Below are 24,842 nucleotides of genomic sequence, written 5' to 3' on the forward strand. Positions count from 1 at the left end.
GACAATTAAGCTCCCGTAGTATTACTCTTTATTACCCTTGTTAATCTAAACCTCAAAAAATTCCATCACCATAATTCTTCTATTAAATATTCAGAGTTACGCTTTAGAAAATCATATGCATAATCAGAAATCAGCTCTTTATCTCGATGGTATTCCAAAAGATTTTGAAAACCATTTAAGTGCTTCAACAATTTTTCCCTTTGCTCTGTTTCTTCATAACGTTTCAGCGCGGTAAGATGAACTTCCAACGACCTTGCTACATCTTTGGTAAATTCCCCGTCGTCCTGTAAGTTCTTCACTTGTTGTTGCATGCTATCCAAGGATGGCGCTTCAACACTAACATTTATATTTTTATCTATTGTTTTGCCGTTTTCTTCATAATGAATGGTTAGTTCTTGGTCGCCTATTATAGTTGAATCGAAACCTGTAATCTCTGAAAACTCGGTAACATCTCGTTTGTAACCATTATCATATCTTGCATAAACGTTTACTTTTAATTTTTCATGTAAGATGTATTCTAAACCACCCTCAATCTCCAATTCCTCTAGTTGAGAAATTGGCAAGTCTGTAGATTGCTCTACCCCGGCTATTTGATACATTCCTCTTATTTTTAAAGAAAGTGGTTCTTCTGTTTTATCTTCTCGATACCAACCAGCATTACCCTCTCCCAAAAACTCAATGGGAGATTTTTGAAGTTCTTTAGCTTTTAGCTGAGACATGGTGTAATAGAATATACTGCTCCTCTTCAAGTGATATTGGCTGGTAATCATAGAAAATGAATCTATATCATCGTATTGATTGTACAAAATCTCAAAACTATTCGAGGCGTTTTCAACAGTATTTGAGCTTTCATTTTCTACAATGATTCTGTCTTCAGAAAGACCATGATCCACTAACCAGTCATGCATTCGATCGCCTTCAGTCCAACCATTTTTCTCTACTCCTCCGGTTACTAGAACATAAGCATTAGGGTATTTTTCTGCACTATTTAGAGCAACTTCTAATCTACCAATTAATTCGTCTTCCATCTCACCATTACTATCTAAAGCAAATCCTAAGACAACAAATACATGGCTATCATCTTCTGGCAATCCATCAGGAGCTACATTTAAATTTTCTTCCATTTCATTCTCAATCCAGTCCCACTGTTCAATGACTGAATTCCATATTTTATAATCTTCCGGAAATTCTTCTTCCATTAGATCGAGCGTTCTTAAAACGTCTGTACGTGCTTCTTCACCATAATAATATATTAATTCACTTATTCGTTCATCCAGGCTTTTTTTTATGTTTTGAGTTTCTGCTGACACAGTTGAAAAAGATAGAAAACTGAAGATTAATAGTGTACTGATAAAAATCATATAAATTCTTTTCATTTATTACACCTCGCTTTGTTCTTTTTCAATTATTTTTCGCAACTTTAACCATCTTTCATCCTTTTAAAGATTTCATTAACGGCTAGTCCGTCTTTTACACCTCCCTTGGGATTTTATGCTGTTAGTTATGGAAAATATTCAAATAACAATATGAATTTACATTGCAAGAGAAAACATACCACTAGGGAGGGGTCAGTTGTTGTATACTATAAATCTAATCGATCCACTAGTGGTCCAATAATTTTATAAACAATAAAAATCTAAAGAAATTAAAATAATAAAAGCGATTAAATAGATAATTAACCCTCTTGTATCATCCTTTCATATAAAAGAAAGAGAGATGAATTTTCATTCACCTCTCTAAATAAATGCAGTTATACTTTCGCTTTAACACCATAATACTCCACATACCAATCAGTGAATAGTTGCAATCCTTCTTCAATAGAAGTCTGCGGTTTAAATCCTACAGCATCTTGTAATTGCTCTGTAGATGCATAGGTTACTGGTACATCACCTGCTTTGATAGGTTCAAAATGCTTTTCAAATTCTATTTTTTCACTAAGAGAATTGCTCAAACATTTCTCTAGTGTCTCGATAAATACCATTAATTTTTCCGGGTTACTATTCCCTATATTGTATACCTTATGTTGAACTTCACCTTCAGGGCTATAGGAAATCAATCGTTCAATTCCCTCTACAATATCGTCGATGTAGGTGAAGTCACGATATAAGTCATTTTCAAAGTCTCCGTTGTTAAAGATATGAATAGGTTCTCCGTTAAATAACTTATTGGTAAAACCAAAGTAAGCCATATCTGGTCTACCCATTGGCCCATAGACTGTAAAAAACCGTAAGCCAGTTGCTGCGATACCATACAAATGACTGTATGTATGGGCCATTAACTCATTTGATTTCTTCGTAGATGCATAAAGTGATACCGGATTATCCACAAAGTCCGTTTCTTCAAACGGCACTTTTTTATTAGCTCCATACACGGAACTTGATGATGCATAAATTAAGTGTTCTACAGAATGGTGACGACAAGCTTCTAATATGTTATAAAAACCAATCACATTACTTTGCATATATACATCTGGGTTCTCTATGGAATACCGAACACCAGCTTGTGCTGCTAAGTTCACTACAAAGGATGGCTTGTACTCTTCAAATATACGAAGTACCATTTCTTTATCTGAAATATCACCTTTAATAAACGTAAATTTATCGTAAGGTTGTAATAATTTTAGTCTCGTTTCTTTAAGGTTCACATCATAATAATCATTTACATTATCTAATCCTACTACGTTGAATCCTTGATCTAATAGTCTTTTAGATAAATAATATCCGATAAATCCCGCTGCTCCAGTAATTAAATATACCTTGCTTTCTCTAGTCAACGATTTCCAACTCCTTTGCTTGTGTGTCAACAGTTGACGGTCTTCCAACTGAATAATACTCAACACCAGCTCTTACCATTTCACTGACTGGATGAATATTTCGTCCATCGTACACAAGCGGAGTTCGCATTAAGTCTGCAAATTTTTGTGGAGATACTTCTTTTATCTCTCCCCATTCTGTAAAGATAAAGCACACATTAGCGTCTTCTAGTGCATGTTCTGGATTAGAAACATACGTAATACTTCCAATTCCATGTTTTCCTTCTAGATGAACTTTAGCAAAATTTTCCGCTCCAACTGGGTCATATGCATATATGTTTGCTCCTTCAGACAACAACATTGGAATATTCTCTAATGAAGGTGCCTCACGCAAATCATCCGTACCTGGTTTGAATGTTAAGCCAAGCACTGCAACTTTTAGTCCACTAAATGTAATTAATCGTTTGCTTGCTTTGTTATAAAGCATTGTTTTTTGCCCTGTATTTACATCAATGGCTGCCTTCACTGTTTTTAAATCATAACCATTTTGACGAGCAATGTATTCAAGCGCTTTCGTATCTTTCGGGAAACAAGAACCACCATATCCTATTCCGGCATTTAAGAATTTACTCCCTATTCTGTCATCGAAGCTCATTCCTCTAGCAACATCCTGAACATCTGCCCCTACTAACTCACAAAGGTTCGCAATATCATTCATATAGGAAATCTTTAATGCAAGAAAATCATTGGATGCATACTTAATCATCTCTGCTGATCTTCTATTTACCGAGACAATTGGAAGACCAAATGGCTCGTAAATATCTGTCAATATTTTCTCTGCCCATTCACTCTCAGTTCCAATCACAATACGATCTGCTTCCAATGTATCTTTCACAGCTGAACCTTGTGCAAGAAACTCTGGATTCGAAGCAATTTCTACGCGTACATCTTTAATAAGAAAATCTTTAATGAATTGTTCTACTTTATCATTCGTTCCTACTGGCACAGTAGATTTAACCACTACTAAACAGTCATTCTCGATAGACTCTGCAACTTGTCTCGCAACAGTAGCTATGTATGATAGATTGGCAGAACCATCTTCTCTTTCAGGAGTCCCTACTCCAATGAAAACCGCTTCAGCACTCTTATAAGCAGATTGATAATCTGTAGTAAAATGCAAACGTCCAGCTTCTATGTTCTTTACCATTAACTCTTCTAAACCTGTTTCATAGATTGGTGTTCTACCTTCTTGCATCATTTTAACTTTTTGTTCGTCAATATCTACACATGTTACGTTGTGCCCGTTCTCTGCCATGCATACGCCGGTTACTAGGCCGACGTAGCCTGTGCCGGCTACTGCTAGGTTTTTCATAATTTTTCCTCCTTGGTATTGTTAACTAATAATTTATTATCAAAATCAACTACTTTATTATATTACTAGCATCAAACTTATTACTTATATATAGTGAAGTAATAATTATAATAATATTAAAAATGGAACCAGATAATGAATATAAAGCAATAGCTATTGTGTCGTTCTTAAAAAAATAGAAACCACTTCCCAATGCTATTAAACCTGAAACCGTTTGTATTACAGTAATTTTAAAATGTAGAGGTTGGGCGTTTAATACAGGGAATGTTTTTATACAAGGCTCATTTATGAATCTAAAGAAACGCCATAACGCTAACCATCTAGCATACTCTCCTGCAATTACCCATTCACTCCCGAATATAAAACTAAAAAGCCATGGACCAAATATTATAATTAGTCCATATGGTAAAACACCTATACATGATAGTGACAAAACTGCTTTCTTAATTAATTTATTTAGGTTTTCTTTTTTATGTGCAGCTTCATTGATTCTTGGATAAAACACATTTCCAACAGCATCACCGATGAAGGTAGATGGAATTGTTAATACTGAGCGACACAGTGTATAGAACCCTGCTGATAAAGGGCTAAAGAAACTTGTTAACATAAAAACAGGTAAAGTTTGCGTAGTAGCATCAATTAACTTTTGAGGAGCTCTCCAGATGGGAAAATCTTTATATTTTTTTGCTAGTGATTTCATTGACAATACTTCTTCTTCTTCATATTTCAACTCTGTTTTTCTACCGAATATACCCAGTAATAATCCTTTAATTCCATTTGTTAACACTGTAAAAATAACCAATACTGAAGCAAATGGATAAAAGACACCTACTCCTATTTTGCCAGATTCGATAATAAGAGTCTGATAAAAAGTTACTTTTGCATTTACTTTAAATTGTTTTTTTCTTATATACCATTGTTCAAATACCTGCATAAATGTAGTAAGTAAAACCACTAAAGGAATTAAAAATAAAAAATTTGAAATATTTTTTAAATTAAATATACTTATTATTTGTTTATTAAATATTAATAATATACTTAGAATGATAACTGCAATTACTAAAGAAAGAATAATGGATAATTTCATTAACTTCTTCGCATTTATATCATTCTTTGGTAGCACAATAGCAAATGGGTATGTTAAAGCAGCTATAGGAATAATTATTTGGATAACACTTATAAAAACCCCCATTATCCCAAACGCTTCAGGACCATATAAACGAGTAATAATCGGTGAAAAGCCCATTTTTATAATTTGAGCTCCGATGGTTCCTGTTGCCATTATTACAACACTTTTTACAAAGGGCTTTTTTAGCAACATTATTATTTTGGTTTTCATTACCTGCACCTTTCTTTTCTACGTTTATGGTAGTAATACTTATTTGAGAGAATCAAAGTGTCTAATTATATTGTAGAGTCAACATATTTCTTCGAATGAATATTAAAACAATCAATTATTATAACTATAGCAATCCAAAAAGAGAGCATTGTTATTAAATCATTAAATAAATTCATAAATATAAAAACTATGAACGTACTAAAGATAACAATAAATGTATCTCTTTTTTGGTTGTTATTAATAATATGCTTTTTATTTATCCCTTTCAGTGCTAGAGAAGAAAATAAAAATACTATCAATACCACAGGTATTACACCAAAGTTATTCAACATATAAAGATATCCATTATGAGTATGCATTCCTATTGATGATACTTGATGATATGTTCCAGGACCGGTTCCAAAAATGAGATTATTTTTTGCATCATATAATGCTTCTTCATAGATATCAGTTCTTATATCACCTGTTGTCAACTGTTCTGTTGTTTTATCAATAAACCTTTCTTCAATCCATTTGCTAACTCCTTCAATTTGAAATAAATTTATAATTAGAATTATAGATACACTAGTAAATATAATTCCCTTAAAGTTAACTCCTTTTTCTCCTCTCATATAACGATTTATAACTATAATCACAAAAATGGACAGAAAAAGGGCTATTAAAGACTGTCTAGAGCCACTAATAAAAGACAAATAAAAAGATAAAAAAACATTTATCAGTGACAATAAATATATAAACTTACTAGAATTATATATTCCTAAAATTATAATGAGGGAAATTACATTCAAAAACATAACACCATTTAAAAATCTATTTAACCCTACTTCAAGATTTCCATTTATAAATAACCTAATTCCAATATAATTAGTAGGATCACCAACATTAGCTACGCTCCAAACAAATATCGTAACTAGTGCTATAACCTGTATAAGAACAACTGATTTCATGAAAATATCTAGTTTAAAATATTTTATAATTTTGTATGTTAATATCATACATATCGGAATTGTAAGCCATGCTAGAATTTCTGTAATACTTACCAAGTTTTGATATTCAGAAAAGAGATATGATAATAAAATCCAAAAAAAGATAAGAAAAAGTACACTAAGTATTATATAAAAGTATTGATTCAGTATAAAATTAAATCCTTTTTCATAAATGAAGACAAAGCATAGACATGTTAATAATAAAGAAAGAGCGATAGTTCTCATTGTTAAAAATGAATACAATCCCAAATCATACCCACTTAATCCCAAAGAGAAAAACGAGTAGATTATTCCTAAATTTATAGATAAAAATTTATCAAATTTCATTAAAAATACCTCATTTAATTCTTAAAAATTATAGTATTTAAAAGAATTATTTATAATATTTTGTTATAATACTCTAAAACTTTCAGATATTCAATTTAATATAATATGTTATATAACTTAATTAGTAATGATATTATAAAGTTTTCTTGCCCCAAAAGACCAATTATGTGTATCAATAAACTCTTTATATTCTTTAGTTCTATCTTTGTTAAGTTCATTTATAGCATTTTCAAGATTAGACATGTTAGAATCTAACACCTCTCCAAGACCGTAACTCGACACCATCTCTTTTAAAAAACCTTTATCCATAGTTAAAGTTGGTTTGTTTAGATAAGCTGCATTATATATTGTAAATGGTACAGAATAATCGTCATAAATTCTCCAATAAAAATCTATATACTTAGAAATATATAGTTCATTTAAATTAATCTTACCATCCAAAAAAAGAACACTGGGGTTCGATAATAAATCACTATATGTATTAAAATCTTGTTTTTTTATAAAATCACCTATTGGACCACCTAAAATTATTTTTAATTTTATACCATTTTCATCTGCTTTTTTAATTAATTCATTAGTGTAAAAAGGTTGTATTACTTTTAAATTTGGGTTTCCTATTGAATATCCTATGATGGTGTTATCCTCATTGTTATTTTTTATAAAATTTGTTATTCTTTGATGTAAATCATCTTTTGTAGTGATGTATCTATTTAAATTTGGTCTTCCAAATGTAATATAATCTATTTTTGACTGATTTACATTTAGAATTCGAGATGCATGTTTAACTAAATATTTGTCTGTTACAAGTATTTTATATGAAAATTTAGATACAAGTTTCCTTCTAACATTTACAATATAAGAATAATATTCTTTTGATTCTTTATCTACATTATGACAAATCCAAATTAATTTAATTCCAAATAACTTAGTTATTAATAAAGTGATAATATTTGTTATTAACCTAATTATTGTTTTAAGAAAAGAATTTGCGTCATTTAAATATCTTAAAATTACAGCTTCAGGCTTTATTTTTCTCTTTAAAATTTGAGTAATAATATGAATTGGTATTAAGTTTGTAGATCCAGTCATTGTATGTAATTCTATTCCTTGAATTTCCTCAGACCATTTTCTAGATTTTAAATCATCATCTTGAATTAATGCGTACAATATATTTTCACCTCTTAGCTAGATTATAGTTTTAAATACTCATTTTCTTTCTAGCTTTTAATACGTATTTGTAATCAAATATAGCCATTATACCGTATAAAATAGCTTTAATGGAAAATTTATTTTTAAGAGCTTTTAATATAAATTTCAAAGCAGACTTTTTATTATTATTTCTCATTGCTTTATTTGCAAGAAGTAAATATGTTGCATTCTTCCTAATTTTTATATCATTAGTAGTTAATGTGTTTATTAGCTTAGAATGTTTTTCACTAATATATTGGAAGGATTCTTCATAATTTTTTGTTACTTGAGAAATTTGATTTGTTCCTCTAAAATTATAATAGTTAATACAAGGTTCTTTTACAGTAGCTACCTTAGTTAATTGACATATTCGAATCCATAATTCATAATCTTGTAAGGCTCTAAGTTTTTCGTCAAAACCTCCCACTTCTTCAATAATTGCTTTTTTTACTATAGCTTGTGTTCCTCCGACACAATTAGAAATCAAAATATCTTTAGAGACATCTCCGTTCGATTTAGGTATACTTTCATAAGTAATATTTTCATTCACATATATATAAGTTACACCTGTTGTAACTAATCCTATTTTGGGATTGTTTCTAAAAACTTTAATTTGCTTTTCAAGTTTCTCCTTCACCCAAGTATCATCATCATCTAAAAAAGCAATATATTCACCCCTAGCTCTATTTATACCAGCATTTCTCGCAGCGGCTCCATTTATGTGTCTTTCTTGATGAACTAAAGTTATACGAGAATCATCAATTGATGATATTAACTGTTCTAAATTAATGGAAAAATTATCATCGGGTTCATTATCGTTAACCACTAATAATTCGATTTTTTCATAAGTTTGATTGAGTACACTATCAATAGCTTTTTTTAATTTATCAGCTCGTTTATAAGTAGGTATAATTACACTTACAAGATCAGTTATGTATTCATTCATTAACTAAACTGCTCCTTTTTTCATTAATGATATAAAGTCTTCGCTTTCCTTCAAATACAGAATCAAAACAAATCTTTTTTCCATTTCTACTCCATCTTGGATGCAAGTCACATCTTACATCATTATCATAATTAAATGGTGAAAATAATCTAGCAACTCTACTAATATTATTTTCATTATCTATTATATAAATCGTTGAGACTCTAGCTCTATCGGGATAAGTATCAGTAACTACTGAATCACCGTCAGGAGAATAACTTGGGTGACCATCCATACTAAGCTCCGGCCATTTCTTTTCATAATTGGATGATTGATCTCTCATTAAATAATAACCATTACCGTGCTTTTCTTTTCTTGCAAAAGCTATTATTTCTTCATCATTTTTCCAGTAACAGTGTGATGTCATGTTATCATCACTTAAATTATACATATTTGATCCATCTATATTTACTGTAACTAATCGTGTGAACCTTTCAGTTCCCTTTATCCAACGATGTAATACCATAAACCTATTACCACTTGGATTTATCATTAAATGATTCACCTTATGTTCTGCATCTACCATCTCAGACCTAGTTTCAAAATTATAAAAATCTGTATATTTTAATATATCTTCTACTTTTCCACTTAATAAATCTATCTTCCAAACACAAGTTTTATTTGGCAATTTTTCATTCTTTGTTTCTTCTTCAAGATTTGAATATCCATAACCTTTTCTTAATCTATGTAATCTAGAAAAATCTAAAGTGAGTGCAGTGGTTCCATCACTGGAAACACTGTATACTGGTTTATCAATAATTCTTTCCTCATTTGTATTAATATCTAGAATAATTGAACAATAATTCTCATTTCGAAAATCATTGTATATAATTTTATTACTGTAATCTGGTCCTAACCATTGCAACATACATCCTTGTTGAACATTCCAAGTTTTAGTTTCAGCTAACTTTCTATAACTGTTATTATCCTCAGTATCAATTAAAATAATATCAGCACTTTCTTTTGGTGCAGTAGATTTAGTTGTATTATTCACTCTTAAACATAGCATATATCTATCAGTGGCATCCCAAGGAGACTTATCATAATAACCAAAAAAATATTCTTTTTCGTCATCTGGAGTTACTCTTTCTAAATCACCTTCATATTTTATTTTTTTCGATATTGTATACATTCCAATTTGATATGTCCGTTTTAATATTTTTTTCACAACAGGAAATTTATTTAATCCATCATTTAAACTGTTCTCTAATTTACTTAACATTCTACACCCTACCTTAATTTCTTCTCGGATCTATTTTCCTAGTTAATTCAGTTAAAGGTTTACGTATTTTAATAGGAAGAACCCCTTTTATCAAAGTAAAGGTAATCCCAATATATGCTATAGGCGAAGCCTTTGAAATAACACAACCCTTGTATCCCATAACTGCCTGATCAAACTGAACTTTATAGTTATTCTTTTTATAGTAGCTATCAGTAAATCTATAATATAATAATGGTTTGTTTATATTCTTATAATTTAAACCATGAGCTTTACACCTAAACCACAAATCATAATCCTGTCTCTTTCTCAATGTTGGATTATATGAACCTACCATTTCAATAGCTTTCTTTTTGAAAATAACAGTTGGATGTATAAATGGACATGCCCAAATTAATTTGTTTATTCTTTCTTTACTTAGTGGTACTTTTCTAATTTCAATTTCATTTCCTTTATCATCAATATCTTTGACATAACTTCCTAAAAGATCTAATGACGGGTCTTCTTTAAATTCTTTCATCTGAACCTCTAATCTATTAGAAAAAGCAATATCGTCAGCATCCATTCTAGCAATAATTGGAGCTTTAGCTTTAGATACTCCTCTAGCTAGATTATAACTTAATCCTTTATTTGTACTATTTAATATCAATTTAATTCTATCATCTTGTTTGGCATACTTCTCTAAAATATTTCTACTACAATCACTTGAAAGATCATCATAAATTAAAAATTCAAAGTCAGTATATGTTTGATTTAATATACTTTCTATAGATTTTTCTAGATACTCACCATCATTATATACACTCATTAATACTGTTATAGAAGGATTCATTGTATTATCTCCTATTTACTTTTTCAGTAATCTTAACTGTTTCATTAAAGTTATATATATTGTACTCATTAGGATTAATATCATCTTCACTATTATTATATTTTAAATCTCCAAATACCTTAGTAAATACTGATATCCTATCGCTTAAAAAAGAAATTAACCAATTAAAATTGCCTATTATGAATAGCTTTTTTTCATTTACTTTGGAAATTGCCTCAACTAGTTTAGTGGTATTTACATATTGCATATTTTGTGGAAGAAGTACCCCTTCTTTTTCTCTTTCCATTACAATTTTTATATATATAGATAAATGATCAACGTATATCATACTTCTTTCATTAGAATATTTAGGGAAAAATGGTGTGAATTTTGCTATTTTTGATAACTTTTGATAATTCCCTTTACATTCATTTCCATATATCATAGGTGGCCTTAAAATAGAAACTTTAAAAGAAACATTATCACGAATAGTTTTTATAAATTCTTCTGCCTGTAACTTTGATTTTCCATAATTTGTTTTAGGGTTTAATAGTGATCCTTCATCTATTTTCCCTTTCTCAATACCATAAACACTCATAGAACTTATAAAAATGAAATGGAGTACACCTTCACTTTTTGCTTTATTAGCTATTTCTATCGTTAAATCTCTGTTTACCCTATAGTAAATTTCTTTATTTTTTTTTGTTTCTTTCTGGTGAGCTATCCCTGCCACATGCAAAACTACATCATAACTAGAAAAATCATGTTCCTTCCATGTATCTTCCCTTAAACTTATCTTATCCACTTTGAAGTTTGGGTCATCTTTCACCCAATCGGCAAAGGAATTACCAACATAACTATTCTTGCCTGTAATTAGTACTCGCTTCATTTTGTCATGTACTCCCTGTTGTTTCTTTTTCATCATTATTTGAAGTCCTTCCAGTGCCACCTTCTACAACGCCATCACTTCGTAACACACTTAGAAATGTACCAAAGAAACATCGAATATCCATTTTGATTCCCATATGTTGAATATACTCACCATCGAGTTTTGATTTGATATCAATTGGAAGTTCATCACGTCCGTTTATTTGTGCCCAACCCGTTAAACCTGGTCGTACATCATTCGCTCGATATTTATCTCTTTCTGCAATTAAGTCATACTGATTCCATAAAGCAGGACGAGGGCCAATGACACTCATATCTCCTATAAATATATTCCAGATTTGTGGTAACTCATCAAGCGATGTCTTTCTTAAGAATTTCCCAACCTTAGTAATATATTGGTCAGGATCTGCAAGTAAATGAGTCGGTGTATCTTTTGGTGTATCTACACGCATGGTACGGAATTTTAGTATGTAGAAGTGAGACTTCTCAATACCAACACGTTTTTGCTTAAATAAAATTGGTCCTTTAGAATCTATCTTAATGGAGATAATAAGGACTATATATAATGGAGACAAAAGGATAAGCCCTAGTAAAGAAAGGGCTATATCCATGAAACGTTTGATTACTTTAAATAGCATGATGGATTCCTCCACTATGAGTTTTAATATTTTACTTTCTCCGATACTTTCTCTTCTAAATATCTAAACAACTCATCTTTTATTTCGGCATTCTCTAACGCCAAATCGATGGTAGTTTTCACAAACCCTAATTTTTCTCCTACGTCATATCGCTTTCCTTGGAAATCATATGCGTAGACAGCTTGAACTTCATTTAGCATTTGTATCGCATCGGTTAATTGAATTTCTCCACCTGCACCAATCTGTTGCTTATCAAGGTATTGGAAAATCTCTGGATTAAATACATACCTTCCCATAATTGCTAGATTCGAAGGTGCAGTGCCTTGTGCTGGTTTTTCGACAAAGTGATTTACTTTGTAACGACGACCTTCAATTGTACTTGGATCCACAATTCCATATCGATGTGTTTCAGTTTCTGGTACTTGTTGGACACCAACAACCGAGCTTTGTGTTTCTTCATATTGGTTGATTAACTGGCGTAATCCGGGAGTTTCTGCACGTACGATATCATCTCCGAGTAAAACGGCGAATGGTTCATCACCAATAAACTTACGCGCGCACCATACAGCATGACCTAAGCCTTTAGGTTCCTTTTGTCGTATGTAATGAAGGTCAACATTTGAAGCATGATTTACTTTATCTAGTAAATCAAACTTTTCTTTCTTTACTAGATTATCTTCCAGTTCAAAGTTATGATCAAAGTGATCCTCAATGGCGCGCTTCCCTTTTCCAGTAACTATAATAATATCTTCAATCCCTGATTCAATTGCTTCTTCAATAATATATTGAATCGTCGGTTTATCTACTATTGGTAACATCTCTTTTGGCATTGCTTTTGTTGCAGGTAAGAATCGTGTACCTAATCCTGCTGCAGGTATAATTGCTTTTTTTACCGTTTTCATATATACACCCCTATACGTTACATTTAAGCTTTCATCGTTTCCAAAATTCGACGCTCAGCAAAGACAATATTCATCATTTCATCTTTTAATGTTTCTGTATTAAATCCTTCAAAATGGATTAATAGGTTCGTAATCAATTGCTGGTCTACTTCTACAGTTCGTCCAACATAAATCTTTTCATATACTTGCTCAGGGAACACTTCCTCTTCACCTAGTAATTCCTCGAACATTTTTTCTCCAGGACGAATCCCTGTATATTTGATTTCCATTTCGTTTTCACTATACCCTGATAAACGAATTAAGTTCTTTGCAAGATCAGCAATCTTGACTGGATTCCCCATATCAAGTACAAAGATTTCTCCACCTTTGGCAAGGGTTCCTGCCTGTACAACTAATCTCGACGCTTCAGGAATTGTCATAAAGTAACGGGTCATCTCAGGATGGGTAACCGTAATTGGTCCCCCTTGTTCCATTTGCTTCTTAAAAAGCGGTATAACACTTCCTCGACTACCAAGAACGTTACCAAATCTTACTGCGACAAATTTTGTACTACTTTGTGCAGCTAAATCTTGCACGACCATTTCTGCTATTCGCTTACTTGCCCCCATCACATTGGTGGGGTTTACTGCTTTATCGGTTGATACCATTACAAATGTGCTGACGCCAAATGCATCGGCTGCTTCGGCAACATTTTTCGTTCCGATAACATTATTCTTAATCGCTTCATGTGGGTTGTATTCCATCAACGGAACATGCTTATGTGCTGCAGCGTGATAAACAACTGACGGGTGATGCTCTTGCATAATTTGATACATACGGTCTCGGTCTTGTACATCACCAATAATTGGGACGATATCAATCTCAGAATCTGAATAGCGGTTGTTTAATTCCATATCAATGTTATAAATGCTGTATTCTCCATGACCTACTAATAAGATTTTCTGAGGTGTGAATCGCATCACTTGGCGACATATTTCCGAACCAATCGATCCTCCAGCTCCTGTTACCATCACCGTATTGCCTGTCACATACTCAGATATTGCTTCAATATCTAGTTTTACCGGCTCTCTACCTAAGAGATCCTCTACTTCCACATTCTTCAAATGACTGACGGATACTTTCCCCATCATCAAGTCTTCGATCTTCGGAATCATTTGTACTTTTGCTTCTGTTTCCCCACAAAGCTCGACAATTCTCTTTAATTCACCATTTTTCAAAGATGGAATAGCAATAACAATATGTTCAATCTCAAGATCCTTTACTTTATCTGGTATATCTTTTGCTCTGCCGACAACAGGAAGATTATATACTTCCATCTTTTGCTTCGCTAAATCATCATCAATAAAGGCAACCGGGTAAATCTCTGATTGTTGGTGATCATTTTGAAGCTGACGAGCAATCATTGCTCCTGCTGACCCAGCACCAATGATTAGAGTACGTTTTTGATCCATATTTTTTTTAATATAACGATCTCGAACAATTCTCCACATAAATCGAGAACCGCCAATTAACACAATATGTAATAGCCACGTAATTACTAAAGCTCGACGATAAACCATTCCATTGGTTATTAATTGTACAACTGCAACAGATAAAACAGTAAGCGTTACTGCTTGTACGATCGCTAGTAATTCTCGTACACTAGCATAGGCCCATACTTTGTTATATAACTTATAAATGAATGCAAATACATGGTGGAATACGAGTAATGCAATTGCACTTACCCATAATTCTTCTCCTAGGAGTACTCCTGGATACGCTGGATACACGACCCAAAAAGCAATGAAAATGGCAGTACTGACAATTGCTGAATCAAGCAAAATTAGCAATCCTAACCTTTGCCTATACGACATCTATGCACATCCCTTTCTTATGCAATTATGAAATAACATTAAATTCTTTATTTTCCTTATCGATGAAAGAGTCAGATTTTAAATCATTTAAAAATTCTATCATATTTCGTCGACCCTTTATATGCAACTTTCGGTACAGATTACTTACGTGAATCTTTACTGTTCCTTCTGTAATGCCTAATTCACTTGCAATGTTAAGATTTCTTAACCCTTCCTTTACACGATAAGCGACATGCGCTTCTTTAATGCTAATTTCAATACCATTGTCGGTTAACTTCTGATAAAAAATATCGAAATTCGTTTTTTTCAATTCCTGCACCCGCTCCAGCAAACTTTTATGAACGGATATTGGCAAATAAAAATAATCATGTTGTAAATGGTTGATAACTTGCCGTAGTTCATTCTCTTTCATTTGATATTTTTCGAGAATACTGTCCACCTGACTATCAATCATTGTATACATTTCTTTTTCAAGGATGGTTTGGACTAGAAAGATAATCTTAATATCAGGTTGCATTTCTTTAATAATGGTCATTTTCTCCAACAATTCTTCATACGAGAGCGATTCCACATCAAATATAGCAACATCGGGACTATAGCTTAAGATACGATCCGTGATTTTCCTATCCCATGACAATACTTGTACAGCCTTACGTTCTAAAAGTCTATGTATATATTGCTTTTGTTCTTTACCGTTACTTACATACACAACCTCTATCATACTTTTTCCGCCTTACTTCAATAATCATCTATTTAAAAGATGTATATACATCATACTATAGACCCAATCATATAATTAGTGACTTTTTGTCATAAAAAGTCACTTTTAGAAAAATATTCCTCTGATTGGAAAATCTCCATTAAAAATTCAATTGTTTTAGATCGATTATGGATATTTAATTTGTTATAAATTTCACTAATATAGTTTTTTACAGTACCTTCACCAAGGAATAATTTAGAAGCTATTTGTAGATTTGTATGGTTAGTCATTAAAAGATAAGCAATATCCACTTCTCTTTTTGTTAGACGAATACCATGTTGTTTGATTTTCTCTTGAAATAATTCTTTTTTATCGATGACAACTTCCTTTAATTGCTCTGAAACGATTCCATTTACCTCAAAAGGAAAAACAGTAGCTCCAGCTTGAACAATACGTAAAGTCTCAATACTTTGATTGATAAATAATTCATACGGAATTACTGCATCTAATCCAATAAGCATTCCTTGCAGTAATTGTTCTTTATTTGGTGTGTTATAGATGAGGATTACTTTGCTATATGGTAATACTTGTTTTACCTTTTTTGCTTGTTGAAGGGTGTCATTATCAATATATTCTTCATGTAAAATAACCATATCCGGGATAGACTGTTCAATAGCATTCCCATCAAGTTTATTAATAGAATTTTGCTCGATTAATGTAAGTGTGTCAACTTGTTTCAAATAATCTTTTAGATTGACTTGATCTTCTTTTCCATTCTCGACTAATAATACTTTCATGCTAAACTACCCCTTTAATCAGTATGCGCTTCCCCCCAGAATTGCATATGAATAAATCCTGTTGTAAATGAAAATTCTCCCTGTTAATTTCCCCTTAGAAGAATTCCTTCTTGTTGTTTTAAAAGAGTCCTAGAAATTTCTTTTTTTTCGGTTGTGTTGGTTCCATTCGGTTAACATTACTATTGTTTACAAGTAATTGCGCATTTTCCTGAAGGATATATACGTAATCATTGCCAAATTTAGTTCTTACATGATCAAATGCTTCAGCCATCACAAATTTACGAGATTTAATATTATGTGCATCTGATGCTATGAAGTGTGTCTGGTTACATTCGATTAATTGGTTGGCATACTTCTGAATATCTTTCCCAAATTTACCAATGAGACTTGCCGCTGTTACTTGTGTAAGGGCACCATTTTTCACAAAGTTGTATAGCTTATCTTGCTGTTCCATCAATTCTTGATTTCTTTCCGGGTGTACGATTACTGGAGTATACCCTTTCATTTGAATGTCAAATAACATTTGCTTAGCATAACGAGGCACACTGGCTGATGGAAATTCGACAAATAGATACTTCGAATAATTAATTGGCAATAAATCATCTGCATCTATGTCAATAATCATATCTCCATTTATTCGAGTCTCTTGTCCCGGCAAAATTTCCAATGGAATGTGGTGATCGGATAATAATTGATTTAATATATTCACATTATGAACAATGGAAGATTTGTCATTAAAATATGAACCATTCCGGTGATGTGGTGTCGCGACGATTGTCGTGATGCCTTGATTAACTGCTTGTTTTGCCATTGCGATGCTATCTTCTTCTGTTTTTGCACCATCATCGACGCCAGGTAAAATATGTGTATGGATATCTATCATGTTGAAAAACCTTCCTTTCTATAAAATATTTTCATATCAATTATTTGAATTGTTAAACTATTAAAATCTATTATACGGTACTCTTATGACTAATACAATAATTAACTTGCATATTTGTATGTCTTAAGGTATATAACGAGATTCCTAAATAGGAAAAATTTACCACACGTAATTGTAGCAAAAATCCAAGTAAATTTCTAGGATTTTCAGTCATTAAAAAGTCATAGATTCATCTGGAGATTCCGATGACTTTGAAAAGTGTACTCCGAGCTATGACGTCACATCTACACGACAACCCCTTACAGTGGTAATAATAAAGAAGGAGCGCATCACAGAATGGTTGCGCTCCTTTTTTCACTTAACTTCCATAGTAATAATAGTAGTTCGCATCTTTCTTATCACGATCATTTAACACAGCTCCTAGCACGTTTGCGTTAACTGATTCCAATGCTTCGAGGGCTTTATTGGCTGCTTCATTATCTGTTCGTTTACTACGAACGACAAGAATCGCACCGTCTACAAAGTTGGACATCACTTGTGCATCTGTTACCGCTAGTACTGGTGGCATATCAAAAATGACTACATCATAATGTTGCTTCGCTTCTTCGATAAAGAATTGCATACGTTTCGATCCTAATAATTCAGAGGGGTTTGGAGGAATTGGACCACAAGAGATAAGATCCAGATTTTCTACATCGCTTGACTCCACAGCATCTTGCATCGATGTTTCCCCTACTAAGATATTACTAAGACCACGAAGATTATCTAATCGGAACGTATAATGAATGGTTGGTTTACGTAAATCCGCGTCTACTAATAGGACACGCTTTCCTTGCTGTGCATACACAATTGCCAAGTTTGCAGTTGTCATTGATTTTCCTTCTGAAGGACCTGCAGAAGTAAGCAGGATACTCCTTATTTCATGATCAACTGAAGCGAATTGCAGGTTCGTACGGATGGTACGATATTGTTCTGATATCGGTGAACGTGGATTTATCTTTGTGATTAAGTGACGCATCTTATTGTTGATGTTAGACAGTTTTTTTCGCGCCATCCAGACCACCCCTTACTGCATTTTTGGAAGTTCCACGTGAGAACTGTTCATTACGAATATCCTTTTCGTCTAAATGAGAGATTACACCTAACACAGGGATATTCAATTGCTTCTCAATATCTTGTTCTGTCTTAATCGTATTATCTAGGTACTCTAGTAAGAATGAGATACCCACGCCTACCATCGCCCCCAATACAATTGCAATTGCAATATTCAAGATTGGGTTTGGAGCAACTGGTGTAGGTTCTTCTGCAAGTTCTGCCTGAGAAAGAACGGAGACATTATCTACATTCATAATTTGTGGTATTTCCTCTTGGAATACGTCAACTGTCGTATTGGCAATATCAGTCGCTAATACAGGATCAGGGTCTGTTGCAGTAACGGTAACTACTTGGGAGTTTTCCTCACTAGTCACACTAATTTTCTCTGATAACTGGCTACTTGATAAATCTAATCGTAATTCATCAGCTACCGTATCTAAAATTGCAGGACTTTTAATAATAACGTTATATGTATTAATGATTTCTACATTCGTACGAATATCTGTCTGGGTAAATTGGTTTGCTTGTTCTTGGTTGCTCTGATTTACAATAAACTGTGAACTATTTTCATATTTTGGTGTCAATACAAAGTAACTTATAATTGCTGCTGCAAGCGCCGCGACTAAAATAAACGTAAAAATTAATAAAAGGCGCTTCTTGATGACCCCAAAGATTTCCTTGAGGGATATTGTTTCTTCCATTTGTGTACCTCCAATATTTTGTGTCACCTTTGGTATGATGACAAAAAGAATAATTTCATAATTCAGAGTAGAGGAGCCGACCTAGATCTCCACACTTTACTCGATAGTATAGATCAACCTCTTTTACCATTCTCTTCATAGAGTTTAGATTTAAACCAATTACCAACAAAACTACCAAAATTATCCTCTACGATACGACATTATAAACCGAATTATATCATATTACTATGTGAATTCTATATTTATTTTATAAAGTTTTGAAAATAAGGTTTATTTTTTAGGCTGAATTACCCAGTCGCGACTGAATTCCCATGTTATATATTACAAATAGATTACAAATAACCTCTGAATCTATAAAATTATGTCAAAAAACGGTATAATATGATTAAATTATTGTTAATAATTGGATATTATTTAAAAATCAACCAATCTCACAACTATCGATTCGCTTCTTTAGACCTACGACATCCTAATGCTTTCAGACTTCTCCTACGATTTATCTACGATCAGGCAGAAGTATTTATTACAATCAGATTTCAATTATTAAACTCAACTAGGGGGACTACGAATGGCAAATAAGAAAATCTTTTTTTCAGTTACCGCAAGTGCAGTAGTGGCATCGGCATTTTTTGCAGTAGATGAAGCAGAAGCAGCATCTTACAAAGTAAAATCTGGGGACTCATTATGGAAAATCGCTCAGCAACATAGCACTTCTGTTTCCACTTTGAAGTCGATTAATAATTTATCTTCAGATGTGATTTATCCAAATCAAGTATTGAAAACAAGTAAGTCTAGTTCTGGAAGCTCTAGTAACTCAAACTCTAGTAATTCTAGTTCTAACTCCAATTCCTCAGGCAGCGCGACATACACTGTTAAGCGCGGTGACACATTAAGTGGAATTGCATCTAAACATGGTATTTCATTATCTAACTTAATGAAATGGAACAACCTTTCAACTACTTTAATTTATCCAGGAGATAAGTTTGTTGTAAGCAAAAATGGTACAAGTAATTCTGGATCAAGTAACTCCGGTTCCAACTCAGGAAGTTCAAATAGTGGTAATTCTAATTCAGGAAGCTCAAAGGTACATACAGTCAAATCAGGTGACACATTATCCGCACTTGCGAAGAAGTATAATACGAGCGTATCAAACTTAAAGAAATGGAATAACTTAAATTCAAGTCTAATTATAGTTGGACAGAAGTTGAATGTATCTTCTACTGGAAGCAGTGGCAATAGCAATAGTAGTAGTAATTCTTCTAGCAATGCAGATGTTGATTATAATGTCGATAAATTAATCAGCACGGCCAAAAGTCTAAATGGTACTCCTTATGTATGGGGAGGATCTACACCAAGTGGATTTGATTGCAGTGGTTTTATCTATCACGTATATAACAAAGCAGGCAAAGGAATATCTCGTACATCCAGTCAAGGATATTTCGATCGTTCCTATTATGTGAATTCGCCACAAAAAGGTGATTTGGTATTCTTTAAAAATACTTACAAATCTGGTATCTCTCATTTAGGAATTTACATTGGTAATAACCAGTTCATCCATGCTGGTTCTAGCGGCGTACAAATTACAAGTCTAGATAATTCATACTGGAGCAAGCACTTCGATAGCTTCAAGCGTTTTTATTAATAGTATATTTTCTAATCGAACCCTCGTGATGAACGAGGGTTTTTTGATTAAGATCTTTTTTAAATTTCTTTTCTTTAAATATCCACAAAGATAAAAGGCTACCCTCACCTTTTTACAAAATGCGGATAACCCTTTATCATTTCAAAAACCATTTCTGTTGTTTCTTATTAAATACATAGTTAGCACTCTTCAATAAGTATTTCACAATATGCCTTGATGTTACATGTAGCCATTTGGCAGCCTCTTTATTTGTTAGTGAACGTTGAAAAATATAATAATAATCCATCAATGCTTGTCGATGAGCATGTTTCGATGTATGCTTACAAGACTGACATTGCCACTTCCCATTATACCGGAGCATTCCTAACTTCCCGCACTCGGGGCATGCAACTCCAGTTAAGACATCGCCTTCCTTGATTCTATATTTCTTCAAGATATTTATTTTCTTCTTTTTACATACAGATTTTAATCGATCTCCCAACTTCTCATGATTAATGATTGGCGGATGAGTCGATTTTTCCTGTTCGAGATCCGTTATTTTTTGCTGAAGTTTATTTACCATTATCACCGAGTCATTCATGGGTATTGTATCTTGCATAATCTTCATCATTATTTTTGGATCACTTATGACGATAAAAGCCTCTATCGATAAATTGTATACCTCTTGGGACTCTAACCATTTTTGTAATTGAATTTTTTTAATTTCTAATTGTTGGAATGGAAATAAATCTTCTATTATAAGCTTTGGTTTGTATGGCACATTCTGAATTTGTTCTGAAGTAAATTCAAATGCAGGTTCAACGATATCATTATTTACATCTATTATATAAATAGTATGCGGTGTAATAATCAAGTTATCTACCTCTAAGTATTGATTCTCAACTTTAATATACACTTCATGTAATATCGTATAAGATGCTCCTATCGCTTTTAAAGAAAAATCAACAGAAGTCATACCAAGAAAATGACGATGACTTTTGGAGTAATGTTGTTCAATTATTTCTTTCTCCGTAAAGTCATTTCTCAATCTAGCCAATATTGATTCATACGAATTCAATATAATTGGCTTCTTCCTTTTCTTGATAATCATCCAAAATCACGTTCCTCTATCTCTATATCTTTCCATTACATTCTTTCATTATGTAGAAATATAACAAACCTAGTCTATAAAATGCACAGTAATCCTCTTATTCTACCATCAAATTGACAGTAAATTATATAATAAATCATTACTTAAAATTAAATTGATATATCTAGGTATCTGTCACAACCAACCACTTCTTTACATAGGCTACTATTGAAAATTTAAAGATTGGAGTTGTATTTATGGCAGGATTATCCCCAATGGAGTTTTATTCAAATCCAAATAGACAATACTTTTTAGATGTAAATCAGGAGCGCCTATTTACTCGTAATGACAATAACTACATTAATCGTCTAGGAAGAGATGTATTAGATACACTTGGAGACGTGTCAATGCTGGATATATATTTAAGTAATGGTCGTGTCGTTGAACCACACTATCATCCGAATGCAGCTGAACTGGTTTACTGTATTACAGGAAGCGTGGTTGTCTCATTTATTAATCCATTCACAAATGAAAGAAAAGATATTACAATTACTCCTGGAGAAGTAGCAAATATTCCGAAAGGTTGGTGGCATTGGGAGGAAGCTTCCGAAGATCAAACTCATTTATTAGCCATTTTTGATGCGCCTTATCCACAGTATATTCTTGGTTCCGATATCCTAACAAAAACACCAGTGGAAGTGATGGCACATACGTATTGTCTTGATCCAGATACATTTAGTGAAGCAATTGCACCAATTGGTAACCAATCAATTGTTATTGGTCCAACAGATGCTTGTATACAAAATCGGGATAATCGAAATTCGGGAATAGCTGAACAAGAAACCAATCCTGAACGAGAGGTAAGCAATCCAGAAGACCATGTAGATCAACCAATATATCAACAAAACTTACCACAATACACACCAGCGCATATACAACCACTTGGAAATCCTACACAGCAATCCAACTCTTTTCCAAATCAATCGCATGATTGGGAAAATCAACAATATCAAGGACAACCAGAAATTCAATCAAATTGGCATCCAAAACAACAACCTTATCTATTATACCCGCAAATGAATCAAGTAGGTACAAATTTAAACTTTCATCCCCAACAGACGATGTATCCGAATAACTCAGTAGCTCAAAGTCATCTTATCAATGAATACCCACAGCAACCTAGAAATTATGATCGCCCTGTAAATAATTTTAATGGCGGACCAGTATACTATTACCCGAATCCAAATGGTAATAACGACTCTGTATAGGTATAGGAAACAAGTCTAGTAATATTCACCACTCCTTGTCCATAAAATGTACAAATGGACTTTTTTGAGGAGGAAATGACTAATGAATACAGGGGATTATGCAGTTACAGAAGATATGCTATCTCGATATTACGAATTAAATAAGCTACGGAAAGAAATTGACTCCGAAATGAAAGAACTGAAAGAGGTGTTTCATTCCTATATGGACCACCGGGTAGGAGAAAACAAAAAAGGGGAATTTTCAGAAGGAAGTTATCAATTAGTACGGCAAATTAGAAAAGCAGAAAAATACCGTGAGGCTGAAACTGTAGAGAAATTAGAAGAAATGCAGCTACATGATTTAATTCAAGTGCAAAAGAAACCAAATGTCACAAAAATTAATGCAGCTGCTGAATTAGGTTTACTCCGTGAAGATGAACTAGAAGATTTAAAGACAATAAGTTATACACAAGCAATTGCAGTGAAGAAAGCATAGCTCGCTTCAACTGACATAATAGGAAGAATTGATTTATGAAGTTAAACCATAACAAAATGCGCCAGTTAATTGGTACCTTGCATTGTTGATTGATTGGATTAATCCATTTTCACCAATTTAATTAAGGTGCATTTTTGTTTTGGGGTTGGGTTTTGGGGTAGTTTGAGTGATGAGAGGTGAGGGTTGAGTGATGGATTTCGATTTGTAAGTTTGAGCTTAACCGTTTCCCTTACCTTTGCCTGTAAAAAGTGAGCATAAATCAAAGCTTACTTATCCTCGTCTCCTATTTTGAGTTCGGGAAGTCATCATCTTTATGGGTGCCCATGTTTCCTTTATTCCTTGTATTCTGGTTACTCATCACCTATATGAGTGACCATTTTTTCACTCTTCCTTGTATTCTGGGCATTTATCGCCTTTATGAGTGACCATTTTTTCACTCTTCCTTGCATTCTGGGCATTTATTTTATTTTACGTAAAAATAGCAAGACAATTATTACCTTATTGGGTCGGCTAGTGTATTTCGGACACATATTTCCATCTTGGAGATGGCTTCTTCATTACGGGCACTTATTTTCTGTTTATCTTACCAATCTCGGATGGTACTTTATTTTCGAGAATATTCCACAACTTCACATTAATTCCTCCCCAATAGCATATTTAATTTCCCTCTTTGGGCTTTAGTGATAATAATTTAACCGCATTGGTAAATACTAAGATTCTAAACTAATACAATGAGGTGATTATCATGGGTAGAGATGAACACAAGAAGTCGAAGAACAACTTTCTTTCACAAACTCCTGAAAATCAAAAGTCAGATGGTCGTGATATTGAGTTCTCCGAGGAATTAGCAGATTATGATGACAAAGAGGCACAAGCAAGAAGTCGTGCTGCGGATAAACGTGCAAAGAGGAAATAGTTAATACGAAAGAGGCGATTCCTTTATGAATCACCT

Annotated in this window: 22 protein-coding genes and 1 pseudogene; 4 read left to right on the forward strand and 19 right to left on the reverse strand. The window is 32.8% G+C overall.

The features are described 5' to 3' along the window. Positions 1 to 65: 65 nt before the first annotated feature. The 18 genes from C794_RS15660 to C794_RS15745 all read right to left on the reverse strand — a co-directional run bounded on the left by C794_RS15660 (position 66) and on the right by C794_RS15745 (position 19,436). Complete coding sequence (locus tag C794_RS15660) at positions 66 to 1,376, reverse strand: YdcF family protein (RefSeq protein WP_017798106.1); 1,311 nt, start codon at positions 1,374 to 1,376, stop codon at positions 66 to 68. A 374-nt stretch (positions 1,377 to 1,750) separates the two neighbouring features. Next, positions 1,751 to 2,773 (reverse strand): SDR family NAD(P)-dependent oxidoreductase, encoded by a 1,023-nt coding sequence (locus C794_RS15665; RefSeq protein WP_017798107.1) that lies wholly within the window; start codon positions 2,771 to 2,773, stop codon positions 1,751 to 1,753. Further along, entirely contained in the window at positions 2,766 to 4,124 is a 1,359-nt protein-coding gene (locus C794_RS15670; protein WP_017798108.1) for a UDP-glucose dehydrogenase family protein, read from the reverse strand. The genes C794_RS15665 and C794_RS15670 overlap by 8 nt, the downstream gene beginning before the upstream one ends. Before the next feature lie 49 nt (positions 4,125 to 4,173). Further along, positions 4,174 to 5,463, reverse strand: coding sequence for a lipopolysaccharide biosynthesis protein (locus C794_RS15675; protein WP_017798109.1), 1,290 nt, complete (start codon positions 5,461 to 5,463; stop codon positions 4,174 to 4,176). A gap of 65 nt (positions 5,464 to 5,528) precedes the next feature. Beyond that, positions 5,529 to 6,776 carry an O-antigen ligase family protein gene (locus C794_RS15680; protein ID WP_017798110.1) on the reverse strand — a complete coding sequence of 416 codons (1,248 nt, stop codon included), beginning with the start codon at positions 6,774 to 6,776 and terminating at the stop codon, positions 5,529 to 5,531. 117 nt (positions 6,777 to 6,893) lie between these two features. After that, positions 6,894 to 7,943, reverse strand: coding sequence for a glycosyltransferase (locus C794_RS15685; RefSeq protein WP_017798111.1), 1,050 nt, complete (start codon positions 7,941 to 7,943; stop codon positions 6,894 to 6,896). A gap of 31 nt (positions 7,944 to 7,974) precedes the next feature. After that, on the reverse strand, positions 7,975 to 8,910 hold the full coding sequence (locus C794_RS20205) for a glycosyltransferase family 2 protein (RefSeq protein ID WP_017798112.1): 936 nt from the start codon (positions 8,908 to 8,910) through the stop codon (positions 7,975 to 7,977). Continuing rightward, on the reverse strand, positions 8,903 to 10,171 hold the full coding sequence (locus C794_RS15695) for a TolB family protein (protein ID WP_017798113.1): 1,269 nt from the start codon (positions 10,169 to 10,171) through the stop codon (positions 8,903 to 8,905). Before C794_RS15695 ends, C794_RS20205 begins: the two co-directional genes overlap by 8 nt. A 13-nt stretch (positions 10,172 to 10,184) precedes the next feature. Continuing rightward, entirely contained in the window at positions 10,185 to 11,000 is an 816-nt protein-coding gene (locus C794_RS15700; protein ID WP_017798114.1) for a glycosyltransferase, read from the reverse strand. A 4-nt stretch (positions 11,001 to 11,004) separates the two neighbouring features. Then, a complete protein-coding gene (locus tag C794_RS15705) occupies positions 11,005 to 11,904 on the reverse strand; it encodes an NAD-dependent epimerase/dehydratase family protein (protein ID WP_017798115.1) in 900 nt (299 codons plus the stop codon). Next, entirely contained in the window at positions 11,873 to 12,505 is a 633-nt protein-coding gene (locus tag C794_RS15710; protein ID WP_017798116.1) for a sugar transferase, read from the reverse strand. The genes C794_RS15705 and C794_RS15710 overlap by 32 nt, the downstream gene beginning before the upstream one ends. A gap of 23 nt (positions 12,506 to 12,528) precedes the next feature. Continuing rightward, positions 12,529 to 13,407, reverse strand: coding sequence for a UTP--glucose-1-phosphate uridylyltransferase GalU (gene galU, locus C794_RS15715; RefSeq protein WP_017798117.1), 879 nt, complete (start codon positions 13,405 to 13,407; stop codon positions 12,529 to 12,531). A gap of 23 nt (positions 13,408 to 13,430) precedes the next feature. After that, a complete protein-coding gene (locus C794_RS15720) occupies positions 13,431 to 15,260 on the reverse strand; it encodes a polysaccharide biosynthesis protein (protein WP_017798118.1) in 1,830 nt (609 codons plus the stop codon). Positions 15,261 to 15,285: 25 nt separating this feature from the next. After that, positions 15,286 to 15,981, reverse strand: a complete 696-nt coding sequence (locus C794_RS15725; protein WP_017798119.1) for a LuxR C-terminal-related transcriptional regulator — start codon at positions 15,979 to 15,981, stop codon at positions 15,286 to 15,288. Between the two features lie 89 nt (positions 15,982 to 16,070). Beyond that, positions 16,071 to 16,757, reverse strand: coding sequence for a response regulator transcription factor (locus tag C794_RS15730; protein ID WP_017798120.1), 687 nt, complete (start codon positions 16,755 to 16,757; stop codon positions 16,071 to 16,073). A 118-nt stretch (positions 16,758 to 16,875) separates the two neighbouring features. Continuing rightward, on the reverse strand, positions 16,876 to 17,640 hold the full coding sequence (locus C794_RS15735; protein WP_017798121.1) for a tyrosine-protein phosphatase: 765 nt from the start codon (positions 17,638 to 17,640) through the stop codon (positions 16,876 to 16,878). A gap of 358 nt (positions 17,641 to 17,998) precedes the next feature. After that, on the reverse strand, positions 17,999 to 18,694 hold the full coding sequence (locus C794_RS15740; RefSeq protein ID WP_017798122.1) for a CpsD/CapB family tyrosine-protein kinase: 696 nt from the start codon (positions 18,692 to 18,694) through the stop codon (positions 17,999 to 18,001). Further along, positions 18,672 to 19,436 (reverse strand): YveK family protein, encoded by a 765-nt coding sequence (locus tag C794_RS15745; RefSeq protein ID WP_017798123.1) that lies wholly within the window; start codon positions 19,434 to 19,436, stop codon positions 18,672 to 18,674. Before C794_RS15745 ends, C794_RS15740 begins: the two co-directional genes overlap by 23 nt. Positions 19,437 to 20,004: 568 nt before the next feature. Here C794_RS15745 and C794_RS15750 point away from each other — a divergent pair. Further along, positions 20,005 to 21,078 (forward strand): C40 family peptidase, encoded by a 1,074-nt coding sequence (locus tag C794_RS15750; protein ID WP_017798124.1) that lies wholly within the window; start codon positions 20,005 to 20,007, stop codon positions 21,076 to 21,078. 136 nt (positions 21,079 to 21,214) lie between these two features. Here the strand turns inward: C794_RS15750 and C794_RS15755 are convergent, their stop codons facing one another. Continuing rightward, the gene (locus C794_RS15755) at positions 21,215 to 22,168 is read right to left on the reverse strand and encodes an NERD domain-containing protein (RefSeq protein ID WP_017798125.1); all 954 of its coding nucleotides are present in this window, start codon (positions 22,166 to 22,168) and stop codon (positions 21,215 to 21,217) included. Between the two features lie 254 nt (positions 22,169 to 22,422). Here C794_RS15755 and C794_RS21385 point away from each other — a divergent pair. From C794_RS21385 to C794_RS20525, 3 genes and pseudogenes are all read left to right on the forward strand, one after another. Beyond that, positions 22,423 to 22,968: pseudogene (locus C794_RS21385) on the forward strand (cupin domain-containing protein); the annotation flags it as partial. Positions 22,969 to 23,497: 529 nt separating this feature from the next. Further along, positions 23,498 to 23,890, forward strand: a complete 393-nt coding sequence (locus C794_RS15765; RefSeq protein ID WP_017798127.1) for a hypothetical protein — start codon at positions 23,498 to 23,500, stop codon at positions 23,888 to 23,890. A 745-nt stretch (positions 23,891 to 24,635) separates the two neighbouring features. After that, positions 24,636 to 24,806 (forward strand): YfhD family protein, encoded by a 171-nt coding sequence (locus C794_RS20525; protein ID WP_017798128.1) that lies wholly within the window; start codon positions 24,636 to 24,638, stop codon positions 24,804 to 24,806. The last annotated feature ends 36 nt before the right edge of the window (positions 24,807 to 24,842 follow it).

This window comes from Oceanobacillus kimchii X50, from assembly GCF_000340475.1.
Taxonomy (GTDB): domain Bacteria; phylum Bacillota; class Bacilli; order Bacillales; family Amphibacillaceae; genus Oceanobacillus; species Oceanobacillus kimchii.